15 protein-coding genes and 1 tRNA gene are annotated in these 15,398 nt (G+C 49.0%); 10 read left to right on the plus strand and 6 right to left on the minus strand.

Annotated elements, in window-relative coordinates:
• Positions 1 to 21: 21 nt before the first annotated feature.
• A tRNA-Val gene (locus QHH00_06265) sits at positions 22 to 114 on the plus strand.
• A gap of 162 nt (positions 115 to 276) precedes the next feature.
• Here QHH00_06265 and QHH00_06270 read toward each other — a convergent pair.
• Together QHH00_06270 and QHH00_06275 are read right to left on the minus strand one after the other, a co-directional pair.
• Positions 277 to 1,371, minus strand: coding sequence for a HesA/MoeB/ThiF family protein (locus tag QHH00_06270; GenBank protein ID MDH7508986.1), 1,095 nt, complete (start codon positions 1,369 to 1,371; stop codon positions 277 to 279).
• On the minus strand, positions 1,361 to 1,498 hold the full coding sequence (locus QHH00_06275; GenBank protein MDH7508987.1) for a hypothetical protein: 138 nt from the start codon (positions 1,496 to 1,498) through the stop codon (positions 1,361 to 1,363). Before QHH00_06275 ends, QHH00_06270 begins: the two co-directional genes overlap by 11 nt.
• A gap of 246 nt (positions 1,499 to 1,744) precedes the next feature.
• Between QHH00_06275 and QHH00_06280 the strand changes: the two genes are divergently transcribed.
• The 3 genes from QHH00_06280 (at position 1,745) to dapA (QHH00_06290) (ending at position 6,510) form a co-directional block, all read left to right on the plus strand.
• On the plus strand, positions 1,745 to 3,322 hold the full coding sequence (locus QHH00_06280) for an NAD(P)H-hydrate dehydratase (GenBank protein MDH7508988.1): 1,578 nt from the start codon (positions 1,745 to 1,747) through the stop codon (positions 3,320 to 3,322).
• Between the two features lie 293 nt (positions 3,323 to 3,615).
• On the plus strand, positions 3,616 to 5,043 hold the full coding sequence (gene dapA / locus QHH00_06285) for a 4-hydroxy-tetrahydrodipicolinate synthase (protein MDH7508989.1): 1,428 nt from the start codon (positions 3,616 to 3,618) through the stop codon (positions 5,041 to 5,043).
• Entirely contained in the window at positions 5,044 to 6,510 is a 1,467-nt protein-coding gene (gene dapA / locus QHH00_06290) for a 4-hydroxy-tetrahydrodipicolinate synthase (GenBank protein MDH7508990.1), read from the plus strand.
• Positions 6,511 to 6,655: 145 nt separating this feature from the next.
• Here dapA (QHH00_06290) and QHH00_06295 read toward each other — a convergent pair whose 3' ends face one another.
• A complete protein-coding gene (locus tag QHH00_06295) occupies positions 6,656 to 7,450 on the minus strand; it encodes an ArsR family transcriptional regulator (GenBank protein MDH7508991.1) in 795 nt (264 codons plus the stop codon).
• 199 nt (positions 7,451 to 7,649) lie between these two features.
• On the opposite strand from QHH00_06295, the gene mtnA reads away from it, so the two are divergent.
• The 6 genes from mtnA to QHH00_06325 are packed head-to-tail and all read left to right on the plus strand — an operon-like array spanning position 7,650 to position 12,241.
• Positions 7,650 to 8,672, plus strand: a complete 1,023-nt coding sequence (mtnA, locus tag QHH00_06300) for an S-methyl-5-thioribose-1-phosphate isomerase (protein ID MDH7508992.1) — start codon at positions 7,650 to 7,652, stop codon at positions 8,670 to 8,672.
• A 5-nt stretch (positions 8,673 to 8,677) separates the two neighbouring features.
• Positions 8,678 to 9,301, plus strand: a complete 624-nt coding sequence (locus tag QHH00_06305; protein ID MDH7508993.1) for a class II aldolase/adducin family protein — start codon at positions 8,678 to 8,680, stop codon at positions 9,299 to 9,301.
• A 37-nt stretch (positions 9,302 to 9,338) separates the two neighbouring features.
• Positions 9,339 to 10,370 (plus strand): ribosomal biogenesis protein, encoded by a 1,032-nt coding sequence (locus QHH00_06310; GenBank protein ID MDH7508994.1) that lies wholly within the window; start codon positions 9,339 to 9,341, stop codon positions 10,368 to 10,370.
• A gap of 48 nt (positions 10,371 to 10,418) precedes the next feature.
• Positions 10,419 to 10,805 carry a translation initiation factor IF-5A gene (locus QHH00_06315; protein MDH7508995.1) on the plus strand — a complete coding sequence of 129 codons (387 nt, stop codon included), beginning with the start codon at positions 10,419 to 10,421 and terminating at the stop codon, positions 10,803 to 10,805.
• Between the two features lies 1 nt (position 10,806).
• Positions 10,807 to 11,664 (plus strand): agmatinase, encoded by an 858-nt coding sequence (speB, locus tag QHH00_06320; GenBank protein ID MDH7508996.1) that lies wholly within the window; start codon positions 10,807 to 10,809, stop codon positions 11,662 to 11,664.
• A 4-nt stretch (positions 11,665 to 11,668) separates the two neighbouring features.
• On the plus strand, positions 11,669 to 12,241 hold the full coding sequence (locus QHH00_06325) for a TMEM165/GDT1 family protein (GenBank protein ID MDH7508997.1): 573 nt from the start codon (positions 11,669 to 11,671) through the stop codon (positions 12,239 to 12,241).
• A gap of 20 nt (positions 12,242 to 12,261) precedes the next feature.
• On the opposite strand, the gene glmM is transcribed toward QHH00_06325, so the two are convergent.
• The 3 genes from glmM to QHH00_06340 are packed head-to-tail and all read right to left on the minus strand — an operon-like array spanning position 12,262 to position 15,398.
• Positions 12,262 to 13,623, minus strand: a complete 1,362-nt coding sequence (gene glmM / locus QHH00_06330) for a phosphoglucosamine mutase (protein MDH7508998.1) — start codon at positions 13,621 to 13,623, stop codon at positions 12,262 to 12,264.
• A 10-nt stretch (positions 13,624 to 13,633) separates the two neighbouring features.
• Positions 13,634 to 14,320: a DUF47 family protein gene (locus QHH00_06335; GenBank protein MDH7508999.1), complete on the minus strand. Its 687-nt coding sequence runs from the start codon at positions 14,318 to 14,320 to the stop codon at positions 13,634 to 13,636.
• A complete protein-coding gene (locus tag QHH00_06340; protein ID MDH7509000.1) occupies positions 14,313 to 15,398 on the minus strand; it encodes an ABC transporter ATP-binding protein in 1,086 nt (361 codons plus the stop codon). Before QHH00_06340 ends, QHH00_06335 begins: the two co-directional genes overlap by 8 nt.

Below are 15,398 nucleotides of genomic sequence, written 5' to 3' on the forward strand. Positions count from 1 at the left end.
GGTTGATCTTTTTCGGATTCTGGGCTCATGGTCTAGTGGTTATGACGTCGCCCTCACATGTCATCTGGTGACTGAGAGCGGCGAAGTTCCCCGGTTCGAATCCGGGTGAGCCCACCTTCTTTCCTCCTCCTTTAGGTAAACATGGTTTCGCATTTCGACTAGGTATTCCATCAAAACAAGGCATCCCAAACAGTCCTGCAAATTCCAGCGGTAAATAAGCAAGCCTCACGTGGAGTCAATCCCATTGAGGTTGTAAAAATTGTTCAAATGTTGAGATCAATCGAGATAGATACGGGATCTCGGAATCGAGAGCCCATCGATGATGACTTTCTCATAAAAGGCCAATGCATGATCGACATCAACCATACCCTCGATCACCGCTACCCCACTCTTCAAAAGACTGACTTTTGTACCCGGAACAGGACTGAAAGCCACACCGAGTTTTGCATTTATCTGGATCGCAATTTTTTCTTCCGACAGATATGCCTTCAGCTTTCTCATATTGATGTTGAGATCATTTCTCGGTGCGATGAGGAAGCTTCTTTTCCCGTTCCTTGCACATAGTTCTGTTACGATCGGTTCTTTCAATGTTTCTGGCATTGATGGCTTGGATCCGCAGACTCGGCAGTCCTCGGACCTTTGGATCTCTATTTCATCGAACTTCATGTCCCAAACATCACAGCAAAACAGCTTGTCTGACAACTGGGGCTTTTCTCCAAGTGCAATCCTGACGACTTCTGAGACTTCGATACTGCCGATGATCCCTAATACTGAGGGATGAACGCCAACGACTGAACACTTCTCAACATTTTCCTCCCCAATACCACCCTGGAAGCATTCAAGGCACGCAGTCTCGTGAGGGATGATAGTTTTCGCTATCCCATAAGTCATGATCGCTGCTCCGAAGACATACGGAATCGATGCTTTCATACATGCTCTGTTTATCGCGTATCGGGGCGTAATCCGATCTAGGCCATCAACAACAACATCCATACCTTTGATGATCTCCACTGCTGTGTTGGAGTTCACAGCAACTGTTTTTGGTTCAATTTTAATCTCAGGATTTAGCTCATGTATCTTTTCTGCCGCAACTTCTGCTTTAGGATAACCTAAGTCGTTGACATTGTATAGATACTGCCGGTGAAGGTTTGACAGCTCAACGACATCACAATCGACCAGACGAAGGTGGCCGAGTCCCATCGCCGCCAATTGAAAGACGATGGGGGAACCTAATCCGCCCAGGCCGACAACGCAGACCTTCGTGTCAATGAGCCGTCTCTGTCCACGGTAACCGATTTTGTCCAACACGATCTGGCGTGAGTACCGTTCTATCTGCCCGTTGGAAAGGCGATGCAAATCTTCACTTTTCATCAGACTCGCCCCAAACTCTCCTCTTTGTGATAATCATGTACGCTCTCCTCGTTGAACCTTTTCCTTTAGAGCCATTTGCCTTCACCTCATCAACAAGCAATCGAGGCCAAAGTCTTTTGAGCCCCACTTTACTGATATTTTCTCCAAGTCGAGGATCCGCGCTTCGAAATTTCAAAGAGAGAATCTTATTCCAATTCTGTATGGCGATTAATCGAATCAAAAAAATCTGTGATATCACTCAGTTTGTTCTAGGATGGTCTGCTGTCCAACACTCCGATGATTTGAATTAGTCTTTCATTGATTATCAAATTCTCAGTTATGGTAGCAGTTCTTACTTAAGCTAAGAAAGACATGACTCTATCGGGTGGGAAAGATGAAAGTAACCACCGTAGCTCAAATGAGGGAAATGGATCGACAGGCCATTGAAAAATATGGGATCGATGAGCTTCTGCTCATGGAGAACGCAGGTCTCGCTGTATATGAAGTCATTATGAAGGAATTAGACGGCGTCGCCGGAAAGAATTTTGTCGTGTTTTGTGGCCCAGGGAACAACGGCGGCGACGGTCTTGTTGTCGCCAGAAAGATCGATTCGAGCGGCGGCAGAGTTAAGGTCTTTCTACTGCGCCCGAAGGACGAATTCAAGGGGATCGCCAAGAAGAACCTCGAGATGGTCGAACGTAGGAATCTGGAAGTCGTTGTAATCGACTCCGCTGAAGATGCATCCCCGGCAATTGCCCAGTGCGATGCGGTCATCGATGCGATCCTCGGCACGGGAATTACAAAGGAGATTGCAGGGATTTTCAGAGAAGTTATAGAACTCATTAATCGTTGCAAGAAACCAGTCTTCAGCGTCGATATCCCATCTGGCATTAATGGAGATAGCGGACTCGTCATGGGAGTCGCGGTGAAAGCAAATTACACGATTACATTCGGCCTACCGAAGATCGGCAATGTCATTCACCCAGGGTATGAACACTCAGGAAAATTGTTCGTTTCGCATATTTCTTTTCCTCCAGAACTATATAATAACGATTCAATAAAGGTCGAAATTAACATCCCTGCGGAAATCCCACCAAGAAAACAGGACGCTCACAAAGGAACTTTCGGTGAGATGCTGTTTGTTGCTGGTGCCAAAGCGTATCTTGGTGCTCCTTACTTCTCGGCCATGAGCTTCCTTAAGGCTGGTGGGGGATACTCAAGACTAGCGACACCGATCTCTGTATCATCTTTCATTGCCAGCAAGGGAAGCGAGATCGTTATCATTCCTCAAAAGGAAACCGATACTGGTAGCATAGCGCTCGAAAACAAGGAGTCGTTGCTTGATCTTGCGAATCGAATGGATATGGTGATCGTTGGTCCAGGTCTTTCGTTGAACGAGGAGACACAGGAACTGGTAAGATGGCTGACTGAAAGAATCGAAAAACCTCTTCTCATTGATGGCGACGGTATCACAGCCGTCACAAAGAATCTCGATTGCGTCAGAAGGAGGAGAACGACGACAATTCTCACCCCCCATACGGGCGAGATGTCGAGGATTACTGGTATAAAGACCTCTGAAATCAGAAAGGACAGGATTGGCCTCGTTCAAAAGACCTCGGCGGATTTGAACGCGATCACGGTCCTGAAGGAAGGGATCTCATTCATAGGCTATCCAGATGGCAGGGTGTTTATCAATATGACTGGCAACTCGGGGATGTCAACAGCTGGCAGTGGCGATGTTTTGACGGGAAGCATCGCGGCGATGTACGGACTCGGAATGCCAATCGAGGAGGCTGTAAAAGCTGGTGTCTTCATACACGGACTCGCCGGCGATATGGCTGCGGAGGCGATCGGACAGGACGGTATGACGGCCCAGGACGTACTGAACTTCATGCCAGCGGCGGTGAAATATTACAGATGCCATTACGAAGACATTCGCAAGACGCTATACGGAAAGATCACTGTCATTTGAGTCATCATTTGTGAACGACGCCTGGGGGGCACCCCATTCACCCTGATCGTTTAAGTGAAATTGGGCATGAAATGCTTGATTATTTCTGCTATTTTTTCTCAAAGGATAGGGGTTCTTGTAGGTTCCATCGCATCTCATAAATTTCTCTTAGATCAAGAACATAGCTCTGATTTCTTGCAATTCGCCTTCGCATCCATTTATTCGACTGTTCTAATGAGCAATTTCTCCTCGATCTTCAAACATGCCTTAATTTAATATCTTACCTTCACTATGCAGAGGCAGAGGGTTAGCTCATGAGTAAGAAATTTAGACTTCGAGGTGTCTATCCAGCACTCGTAACCCCTTTTGACAAGAAAGAAGAGGTCAACGAGGAAGCTTTCCGCACTCTCATTAGGAGTGTTTTCGATCATGTGGACGGTTTTGTCCCATGTGGTACGACTGGTGAATTTGAATATATGAAATATGAAGAGAGAAAGAAGATATTTGACATTTGCATCGATGAAGCCAATGGCAAAAAGCCAGTTATTGCTGGGACAGGCGACCCGTGCACACGGCGTGTCATCGAACTATCAAAATATGCTCAGGACGCCGGCGCCGATGCATGCCTCGTCGTCACACCATACTTCCTTCACCCTTCAGACAAAGGCATCTACGAGCACTTCTATCAGATATCGCGAGCGGTCGACATACCGATCATCATGTACAACATTCCCCAGACAGTTGGCGGCTATCTCCCGAGAAGGGTCATTGAAGATCTCGCAGAACTTGACAACATTGTCGGGTTGAAGGATTCGTCTGGGAACTTGACATATACGATGGAAGTTTTGGAAAAAGTCGAAGGGAAAATCGACGTCGTGGTAGGACACGACGAAGTTGTACTTCCAGCACTTGCCGGTGGATGCAGTGGGATGATCCTAGCGAGTGCTCAAATATACCCTGATATTTGGCAAAAGGTCTATAGGGCGGTCAAAGAGGGAGATCTCGAGGAGGCGAGAAGACAGCAGTTGAAGGTTCAGAAGCTTTCGAGAATCTTCTGCAGATACGGCGGGCCTGTGCCAATAAAAATCGCTCTCAAGTATATGGGAATCGACATGGGAAAAACAAGGAGTCCGCTGAAAGAAGGTGGTGTCATACTCCACGAGGACCGGGAAGAGATTAGGCTCGAGCTCGAGAAAATTGGTAAGGTCCCAGTCTCAGAGCCGCCTGTCGAAGCCCCCGAGCTCCCGCTCGAGAAGAGGTTCGAGGATATCGGAATTTCCCCTGCTGACGTGAGCAATGACGGGATTTATATCGGTAGTGCCAGCGCAGGTACGGGGATCAATAAGGTCAGAGTGGACCTTGTTACCGGTCAGAAGGACGGTGCAGTCGGTCTGGCATTTGCATCCCAACTGGTCTATCTCAGAAGGGGGTATGAAGCGCTACCCGCGATTCTTGAGCCGAATCTGTCTGCAAAACCAAGCTGCCTCATAGTGCCTACCGTCGAACTTAAGAATCTGCGTCAGGCAAACATCATGTATGGTCCAGCCCAGGCGGGGATCGCGAAAGCGATCGCAGACAAAGTGGAGATGAACGTGATCCCGAAAGATATCATCGACACCCATGTAATGCTCGTTAAGGCTTTCGTTCATCCAAATGCACTCGAACGCGGGATCCTTTACAAGAATTTCTACGATGCGACAATGCGTGCGATTGATATGGCGTTCGGAAGGAAGGTGATGTAAATGCCTAGGGCCGAATGGTTAAAGGGAATCTATCCAGCGATCGTAACACCTTTTAAGAAGGATGAAACGATCGACGAGGAGGCGTTGAGGAATCTTGTTGACTTTCTCATCAAAGATGTCAACGGTTTCGTCGTTGCTGGGACGACAGGGGAATTCGTTTATCTGACAGATGAAGAAAGATTAAAGACGCTTGAGATTGTCATCGATCAGGTCAACAAGAAAGTTCCTGTGATTGCGGGTACTGGTGCGAGTAGCACAAAGGCAACTGTGGAGTTGACACAGAGAGCCAAGGATATGGGGGCGGATGCAGCCCTCGTCGTCACTCCTTATTATTTCAACCCAACATGGAAAGAAATTTATGAGCATTTTGATGCGGTCAACGAGGTAGGTCTTCCCATCATCCTGTACAACATTCCGCAATGTGCTGGCATGCACCAGCAGTGGTGGACAACAGAAGGGCTTGCGTATCTGGATCATGTCATCGGCGTCAAGGACTCGAGTGGCGATTTGCCGTACATGACCGCGCTCTTCGAGAAGATACGAGGAAAAATCAATATTCTCTGCGGTTACGACGAGGTGGGGACTGCCGCACTGCTCAGCGGTGCGGATGGGTTGATCCTCGCGAGTGCGAACCTCATCCCCGATATTTGGCAGAAAATCTATCAGCACGTCCAAAAAGGTGAAATCGAGGAGGCGAGACAGCTCCAGCAAAAAATCCAGAAGCTCGTCAGGATCATCGCGAGAACCAGTGGAAACCAGGCAGTTAAGGAAGGACTTTGGATGATGGGCATTGATGTTGGGTACTCTCGGAGACCGACGATGCCCGGAGACGCATTTAGGCACGAAGATAGGGAAGAGATGAGAATCGAACTCGAGATCCTGGGTAAGATCAAGCCGAGAGAGACTACCTATATTCTCGGAAACCGAAAGGTGGTCACTAGAGTTCCCGCGACACCTCAAACGCCAACAGTCGTTGAGAATTTCTCGCTCAAGGTCGGAGAAGGTTACGCAGGACCGCCGTACCACGAGATCGCACATACGGACCTATTGATCGGCATAAAAGGTGGCCCGGTCGATATCGCGATAGAGAGAGCTCTCCAGGCTGACGCAGGCCAGGGAAAAATGAGGATCGTTCACGATCTGCCGAGGACCCTCCTCGTCCCGACAGTCACGCCGAGGACGAAGAAACAGGAAGAACTCTTATATGTTCACGCCGTCGCTGGACTTAAATGGGCTATTGAGGCAAGCATCCAGGACGGTTTCCTTCCGAAAGAAATCCTCAACGACATCGTCCTCCTCGCGAACGTTTTTGTTCACCCCGCAGCCGCTAACAGGCACAGGGTGAAGGTCAACAACTACAAGGCTGCGAGATATGCGATCAGGAAGGCAATCGAGGGGAGGCCAACGCTCGATGAGATCTTCTATCAGAAAGAATCGGTGAGGCACCCGTTCAAGTACACGCCGTGACCGAGCTGCGAACCAAAAGAAAGCAGAGGCTTCGCGCCTCTCAACTTATTTTTTGAATATAGATTGATTTTAGCTACACTGGAAGGCCATACGTAACTCTCGAGAACATACAGATTCGAGTCGCAGGAACCGCTTCAATCCCGGATCAGACATGGCTCTTTATTGCTGGTTCGACTAGATACTTGCAATGGCTATAACCACTTGCAAGGCACTCCGCATCGACCATGATGTTCAAACACATGCCCATGCGGCTCTCAAGGATTGCCCCAATAATTCCCTCGTTAAGGATGCAGAAACTTCTTCCCGTCTCGGGCATCCGATGACAATTGTATTCATCCCTTATTATCAGGACAAGAGGCCTAACAGAGTAAACGCAGACCTCACCGAGCTCGTGTAGTTGGTAAAACTCTTGAATTTCCTTGATAAGTTCCTCGAGGGAGTTCGATTTCATCCGTTTCGAAACCTCTGTTCCGATCATCTTCCCGATGTCCTTGAGCATCGGCTCCATTCTGAGTCCTATCGACTCCATGCCGAGGATAATCGATCTGATCACCCCCTTAAGAAAAGTACTTGGCATGCCGATGGAACCCGCGATCGTTTTTCCGATCGCATCTTTCAAATCTTCCCTTGGGCTAGTCGAGGAGCCGATGGGCTTCGATATCAAATGATAAATTTTCCTTCTGCTGTCGGTCGGATCCTCCCTACACGCGATTAGCTTTTCCCTGACCAGTTCTTCTAGATGTCCCGAAATTGTTGACTGGGCCTTACCTGTGATGCTCGCGATGTCGCTGAGGCTCAGTTCCCTAGCTTGTAGTTCGCTCAGAATCCTTTGACGCAGAGGGTTTGAAATTTGTCTCAGACCATTTGAAGTCAAATAGACCTGGAAGAAACGATCCGTTCTTACATCACCGGTGTTCGGGGCTACAAATGAGTCTGACATAGGGGGATTCAAATTTTACACTTCAATAGGAGTATAAGAATCATTCCCTAGCTGGATGGTTCATCCATATTAAACGATTGATAACCTCGAAGATGCTGGAAATTTGATAATTTAATGTTTTTATGGCCAGACGAGGCATATTTCAGGTGGAGAATATATCCATCTTGACGAAGCCTATATTTTTTCTATACTGAGGTCAATGTCAGGATGTGAGAACTTGAGGGTTATTGTTGAAGGAAGGGTGGCTGAGGTAAGAGCGGTATGGTTCGAGGACAATAAGGTAAAGATGATCGACCAGCGGACGTTACCCCACGAATTCAGGATTTTATCATTTTGCAGATGCGACGAAGTGGCCGAAGCGATAAGGAACATGACGATTCGTGGGGCCCCTTCAATCGGTGCAGCTGCAGCGTACGGCCTCGCTCTCAGTGCTCTCAATGGTGATGATTTAGAGACAGCGGCGAATATGATGAGGCGAACGCGCCCGACCGCAAACGATCTCTTTTACGCGGTTGACTACATGCTCAAGGCTATAACGTCTGGTGAAGAACCAGTCACGGCTTCAAATGCCTATGCCGATGCGATCGTCGAGAAGTGCAAAAGGATCGGAAAAAATGGGTCTTCGCTCATAAGAGATCATTCTAAGGTGATGACGCACTGCAACGCAGGAGCACTCGCTTCTGTAGATGTTGGCACAGCCCTCGCACCGTTGCGCATTGCACGCGATGAGGGAAAGGATTTCTTTGTTTATGTTTCGGAGACAAGGCCTCGCCTCCAGGGCATGAGGCTCACTTCATGGGAGCTGCTGAACGAGGGAATTCCCCATGCTATTATCGCTGATGCCGCCTCTGGACACTACATGAAAAAAGATGTTGACCTCATCATCGTAGGTGCCGACAGAATCGTGTCGAATGGAGATTTCGCGAACAAGATTGGAACATTTGAAAAAGCAGTCCTTGCCAAAGAGCTCGGAATACCTTTCTATGTTGCGGCACCCGTGTCAACATTCGACTTCTCTATTGAAAGCGGGGACGAGATACCTATTGAGAGTAGGAGCGAGGATGAAGTGACGGAAATTGAGGGGAGAAGAATTGCGCCAGAGGGTGCAAGAGCGCTCAACCCTGCATTCGATGTGACGCCAAGCAGGTATGTAACTGGATTTATCACAGAAGTCGGCATCCTCAGGCCGTCGGAAATCTCCAAAGTGAAACTAAAGGGATGAAAAGAATGACTATAGAAGAACTGAGAAAAGAAATCGTCAGATACGGAAGATTGCTCTACGAAAGAGATTTGACCGCCGGTCTGGCGGGCAACCTCAGTGCGAGAGTCGATGACGATCGCATACTGATCACACCCTCTGGTCGATGCAAGGGTTTTCTGAAAGAGAAGGAGATCCTAGTCGTGAAGATAAGAAGTGGAAAGGTCTCCGGAAAGGGGAAACCGTCCATCGAGACCCCCATGCACGCCGCGATTTATAAAAAAAGGAAGGACGTTGGGGCGGTGATCCACGCCCATCCCCCCTACTCGACTGTCCTTGCGGTTGCTGGCGTACCTCTGAAGACCGCATTGACGCCTGAGGGGGCTCTCGTTCTAGGAGAAGTGCCACTCGTACCGTTCAGAGTGCCAGGCACACACGACCTCGGCGAGTCCGTCGCGACAGCGATCGAAAAAAACAACGCTTGCTTGCTGGAAAAACATGGCGCTTTGTCGGTTGGTTCGGATCTTGAGGAAGCTTTCTTGCGCCTTGAGACACTCGAATTCCTCGCAAAGGTCCAAGTTCACCTCAAGCATTTCGGCGAAGTCGAAGAGTTGTCAGAGGAAGCGTTGAGAGGAATCAACACGAAAAGATGACAGCAAAAAGAAAAGGGAGCATCGATATTTACTACTAATGATCCTCATCACAAAATGGTTTGGAGTCTTTCTTTGCGAGGGACAAAAAATCAAGAGATACATCCTTTTCGAGAAGAATCCGAAGGCTATTGCACAGAAGCTCGCTTCTATCCAGAGAGGTGAAATTCTACCAGAAGAGAGGGAGCTCGCACAGAAGAGAGTGCAGGTCACAGATATCCGACTCGCTGAACTCGGAAAGCCAGTGTATGTTGACACTTCCTTCATCAAACCAGATGATTTTTCCTTCTCAGAAACATTGATGCACGAGGCGATGGTCGAATTGGGTAAACTGAGGACCAGGGAATCAGTTCAACCTGATCGGCTGATCGTGCAGGCGATCAGGGCGATCGATGACATCAATGAATCGATCAACGTGATGAGCGAAAGACTGCACGAGTGGTACGGCCTTCACTTCCCAGAACTCAACGACTATGCGAAGGACATGAAATATGTTGACCTCATCGCCAGACACGGCAGACGCGAGAACATACTGAACGAGATTGGTGTCGAAATCGAATCAATTGGAGGGGAGGTGTCAGATGAGGATCTTAGTGCGATCAGAATGCTCGCGTCCTCAATTCTCCAATTTTACGAAACAAAAGAACACTTTGAAAACTACATTTCCCGCAAAATGGAAGAAATCGCACCGAACTTGACAACATTGCTTTCCGCGAATTTAGCTGCCAGAATGATATCTCTTGCGGGGAGTCTCGAAAGGCTGTCGAAACTTCCATCGAGCACAGTCCAACTGCTCGGCGCTGAAAAAGCCATGTTTCTTCATTTAAGAAGTCATAAGAAACCACCAAAACACGGAATCATATATCAGCATCCCGCCGTTCACAGGGCTCCCTACTGGCAGAGGGGAAAGATCGCGCGCTCCCTCGCATCGAAGATCACGATTGCGGCGAGGGTCGATTACTGGCGAGGAGAATTCATCGGCGACAAACTCGTTGAAGAGCTGGACAAGAGGATAAGGGAAATTGAAGAGAAATACCCGGCACCACCAAAAAAACCTCATGGGAAGCGCTGACATGAGCAAACTATTTAAATCACATTCCGTTACCAATGGCGGATAGACATGACGTGGACGCAGGCTGAGGTTAGAGAACTCAAAGAGGGAAGGTACATCCTCATTGACGATGAACCATGCAAGATCATTTCGATCACGACATCAAAGCCAGGGAAGCACGGTGAAGCGAAAGCTAGAATCGATGCAATCGGGATATTTGACGAGCAGAAGAGAAGTATCGTTCACCCCGTCAAACACAAGGTCCAGGTTCCTATCATTGACAAAAGGAAAGCGCAAGTTCTGGCGATCCTCGGTGATGAGGCACAGCTCATGGACCTTGAGACATACGAAAACTTTCAGCTGCATATTCCGGAAGAACTCAAGGGACAGTTGAAACCTGGCGAGGAAGTCATGTACCTCGTTGCAATGGGTAAGAGGAAGATCACCAGGGTCTGATATGAATATTTCAAATCTGCGGTTCGCTGATGCGAACGCTTCCTTTGAGGATGCATCATTTGTCATTATGGGCATTCCATTTGATAGGACAACTTCATTCCGCCCAGGCGCCCGGCATGCTCCGAACGCGATAAGAGTCTCCTCCTACAACTTCGAGACATTCCTTTTTGAGCACGGGATTGACCTTGTTGATGTCCCTATACACGATGCTGGCGATTTCGAGGAAGTCGGAACTGTTGACGATATGGTCGACGGTGTTCTCCCAGTCGCAAAAGAGATCGTGAAAGCTGGGAAGTTCCCCCTCTTCATGGGTGGGGAGCACTCCGTGACGATACCGGCAGTCCGGCCATTCAATGACATAGGTGTGATCATAATTGACGCACACCTTGACTATCGGGAAAGTTATCTGGGCTTGAAAAACAGCCACGCCTGTGTCACGAGAAGAATTTCTGAACATGTTGGTTTAGATAATGTTGTAGTTTTTGGCGTGCGTTCGATCTCTTCCGATGAAATAGGAGATCAAATGCCAAGATACTTCGACGCGTTCACGATCAAGGAGATGGGGGTCGAAGAGGCTTTCAGGAAGGCGTTGAACTCAATAAAAAAGGACAGGATTTTCTTCTCTTTGGACATCGATGGGATTGATCCAGCATATGCTCCTGGAACCGGCACCCCAGAACCTTTCGGTCTTTCCCCCTACGACGTGAAGAAATGCCTTAACATCGTCGCCCCCAAACTTGTTGGCTTTGATGTGAGTGAGGTGTCACCACCGTACGACAACGGGAACACTGCCGCTCTCGCAGCAAGGATGATAAGAGAAGTGATCGCAGTCGTGTGGAAACAGCGATCGTTGCGGTGATCAAATGGATCTTGCGCCGCTTGTCTCCGCCTTCGTTCTGATCGCATTGACGGAGATAGGCGACAAGACGATGATCGCCGTCATTACCCTCTCCTCCAAGCATTCCCGCCAGTCCGTCTTTATCGGGTCAATGCTCGCCCTCGGGACTGTCTCTGCCATTGGCGTTTTAATCGGAGATGCCCTTTTCGAAGTTATTTCGAGAGAAATCATCGAGGTCGCAGCAGGCGTTTTATTTATTCTCGCCGGTCTAATAGTACTACTCATGCCGGAAAAAGAGGGGAGGATTGAAAAAGTAAAATATGAGCGAATGGGCGGTCTCCTTGGGTCCTTCGTTTTCGTGACACTGATGGAACTCGGGGATAAAACACAGCTCTCCGTCATCGCCCTTTCTGCTGAGTCTGGTGCAGGCCTACTCGTGTTCATCGGTGCAATGGCGGCATTCGCCCTCATCACGCTCATCGAGGTCTTTTTCGGTGGCGAGATAGGCAAAAGGGTCGACCGGAAGTACATAAAAATAGCTAGTGGCGTTGTTTTTCTGATCTTCGGCCTCATTTTCATGATCCAGGCATTGGTATAAGCAGGTGCTGTCGGCCAAAATCAATCATTGAACCTTTGAATGATCTCCTGAAGAGCCGCTTTGAATTCCGCAAAGTAGCGTTTCGCGACCGCCTCGGATATGCCCTCGACGATAAGACGAAAGATCGGCTCGGTACCAGATGGTCTGAGGAGCACCCAACCATCGTCGAAGAAAATCTTGATGCCATCTGTCCTATCAATCTTTTTTTCACGAAAGAGGTCGCCCACCTCTGCCAGGACATCCTGCTTGATCTCGTTTCTGCATTCGACTTTACCCTTGATTAAGGAGTACTGGGGTATTTCATCCAAAAGTCTAGACAATCTCCCTTCCTTCGCCACTACCTCAAGCATCTTCGCAGCGGTCATGAGGCCATCACGACAATACTGGTGCTCAGGGAATATCAGGCCACCATTCTCTTCGCCACCGAAGACGGCCCCTGTGCTCTTCATCTCCCTCGCGACGATCGGGGCGCCGACTTTCGTGTATTTTATCTGACCTCCCGCTGCGATGACGACGTCCTCAACGCAACGCGAAGTACTCACAGGTGTGACAACAAGACCTCCTCCTCTTGATCTAACAATACTTCGCGCAATCAGCGCAAGACTTCGATCACCATGCACAAAATTCCCATTCTCATCGATGAAAATAGTTCGATCAGCATCGCCATCGTGTGCAATCCCAAGATCCGCAGAGGTCTTCTTCACAAGTGCAATCAAATCCGAAAGATTCTCTTCTGTTGGTTCACTCAGCCGACCTGGAAAAGTCCCCTGTGGGTTGCAGTTGAGCGTGATGGCCCGGACCCCGAGCGATTCGAGAAGCTTGGGCGTTGTGACGGAGCCTGCGCCATTCGCGCAATCGACGACGACCGTCATCGACGCCTTTCGAATCGCATCCCTATCAACATGTCCTGCGACCGCGTCAAGATATAAATTGGAGGCGTCTGATCGATAATGCAATGATCCGACCCTGTCCCATTCTTTGACGGCAAAGGAACGGTCAAAAAAGATCTTCTCAATCCTCTCTTCGTCTTCTCTTGCCATTTCTGTGCCATCTGCCGCGATACACTTAATGCCGTTGAACTCTGGTGGATTGTGAGATGCCGTGATCACAACACCGCCATCTAATCCTCGTGCCCTGACATAGTACTGGAGCGCCGGCGTTGGGAGCATCCCAAGATCAAACACCTGCACACCCGTTGACATCAACCCTGCAGACACGGCACACTTGAGCATTTCTCCAGAGATGCGTGAATCCATTCCGACCGCAAGCTTTCCTCCGATCGCAGTGCCAATAGCCTTGCCTAAATCCATTGCGAGCTCGGTGCTCAATTCCGAGTTGACAATTCCCCGTACGCCGTTCGTCCCGAAGAGTCTCCGCGTCACCAACGATCCCCTACCTCGCGCGGTGCTGTTCTGCTGTTAGAAGTATGTGTATAATGTCCGCCGCATCTTTGCAGCTGTCAGCCGAATTCTCGATTCCATGCAGTATATCTCTCATGAGGAAAATCGCCCTGGGATCCATTTCTGCAAAAAGGATCTGTTTCTTCGTGTCGAAATACATATCATCAAGGTTGTGTTCCGCAGTCTCAACCTCGCGCTCGTGCTTGACAACCTCCTCCTCATTAACACCGAGGTTATCGATACTCATTTTCAGCATCCGTGTCGCGCGCTCAAGTTCAGCCGTCATCGCATGGTACTTCTCCCATAGAGACTTCGGCACCTCCACGCCCGCTTCGATTACCATCCGTAAATTCAACGCTGCCTCTTTGCCCCAATCCGCCACGTAGTCCATCCTGCGCACAAGATGCATCAAATCCTCTCTCTCCCTCGCATCGAGATCGCCCTTGCTGAGCTCCTCGCTAATCGTCGACTCATAGAAATCTGCTTCTTTTTCGGAGACGAGAAGCCTCTGTATCGCCTCAAGCGCCTTCGCCCTTTCACCATCACCGATCGCTGCAATCGCCCTGTTGAGTTCCGCGATCGTGTCGCTCACGCGGAGCGCATGATTTCTAATCCCGTTCATCACCACAGACTCACGACGTTTGCTGAACCAATCCAATAGTGATCTCTTTTCACTCAAGACTTATCGCCTCCTCGATCCCGCCCGGGCCTCTCGCGAACACGAGCGCCGAGTCCTTTTCGAATGATAAATGAATTTCATCCCCAATATTATATTCACGTTTTTTCGACGTCGGGATGTCAAATTCAATGGTTTCCTCCGTTCTTGCCTTGGCAATCACACGAATAAAGGTGCCAATATATCTCATATCGGTAATGACCGCCTCGATCCCGTGTTCAGACGAAAAGAGATTCTCCGGTCTGATTGAGACAACGACAGCATCCCCCTCCCTGAAATCTGAAGAAGAGGCAACAATCGCCGTTCCGTCTCTCAATTCAACCTCCGTCTCGTTTTCACAAGTACGTGTTACCCAGCCTTCAAGCAAATTCGTTTCTCCAATGAAATTGGCCGTGAAAATATTCTGTGGTCTTGTATAAATTTTCATCGGCGTTCCGATTTCAACGATTCTCCCGCTTCTCATGACCACAATTCTGTCTGAAACACTCATCGCCTCTTCCTGGTCGTGAGTTACATGAAGTGCCGTGAGACCGAGGGACTTGACGAGTCTTCTGAGTTCATATCTTAAGTCAACCCTAACCCTTGCATCAAGCGCAGAAAGCGGTTCGTCAAGAAGGAGGAGTTTCGCACCTGTTGACAGGGCGCGTGCAAGCGAAACTTTTTGTTGCTCCCCACCACAGAGGGAAGGAGGGAACATCTTCATCTTGTCGAGCAACTTGACAAGATCGAGATACTGCCGCGGTATTTTTTCCAGTTCCTCTTGATCGGCACCCTTGACCCTGAGACCGTAAGCGACATTGTCATAAACATCGAGATGCGGGAAAAGAGCGATGTTCTGGAAGACGTATCCAATATCGCGTTCTTCTATTGGTACGCCCCTCATATTCTTGCCGTCAATGAACACCTCACCGGAACTGGGTTCGAAGATGCCTGCGATGATTTTCACGAGTGTTGTCTTACCACATCCAGAAGGGCCAAGGATCGTCACATATTCCCTGTCCTCAATCCTCAAATTGACGTCCTCCGCTGCAGTAACACGCCCCCACTTCATCGTGACGTTCCTTAATTCGACCGTCGGCAT

It is taken from the genome of Methanomassiliicoccales archaeon (assembly GCA_029907465.1).
Taxonomy (GTDB): domain Archaea; phylum Thermoplasmatota; class Thermoplasmata; order Methanomassiliicoccales; family JACIVX01; genus JACIVX01.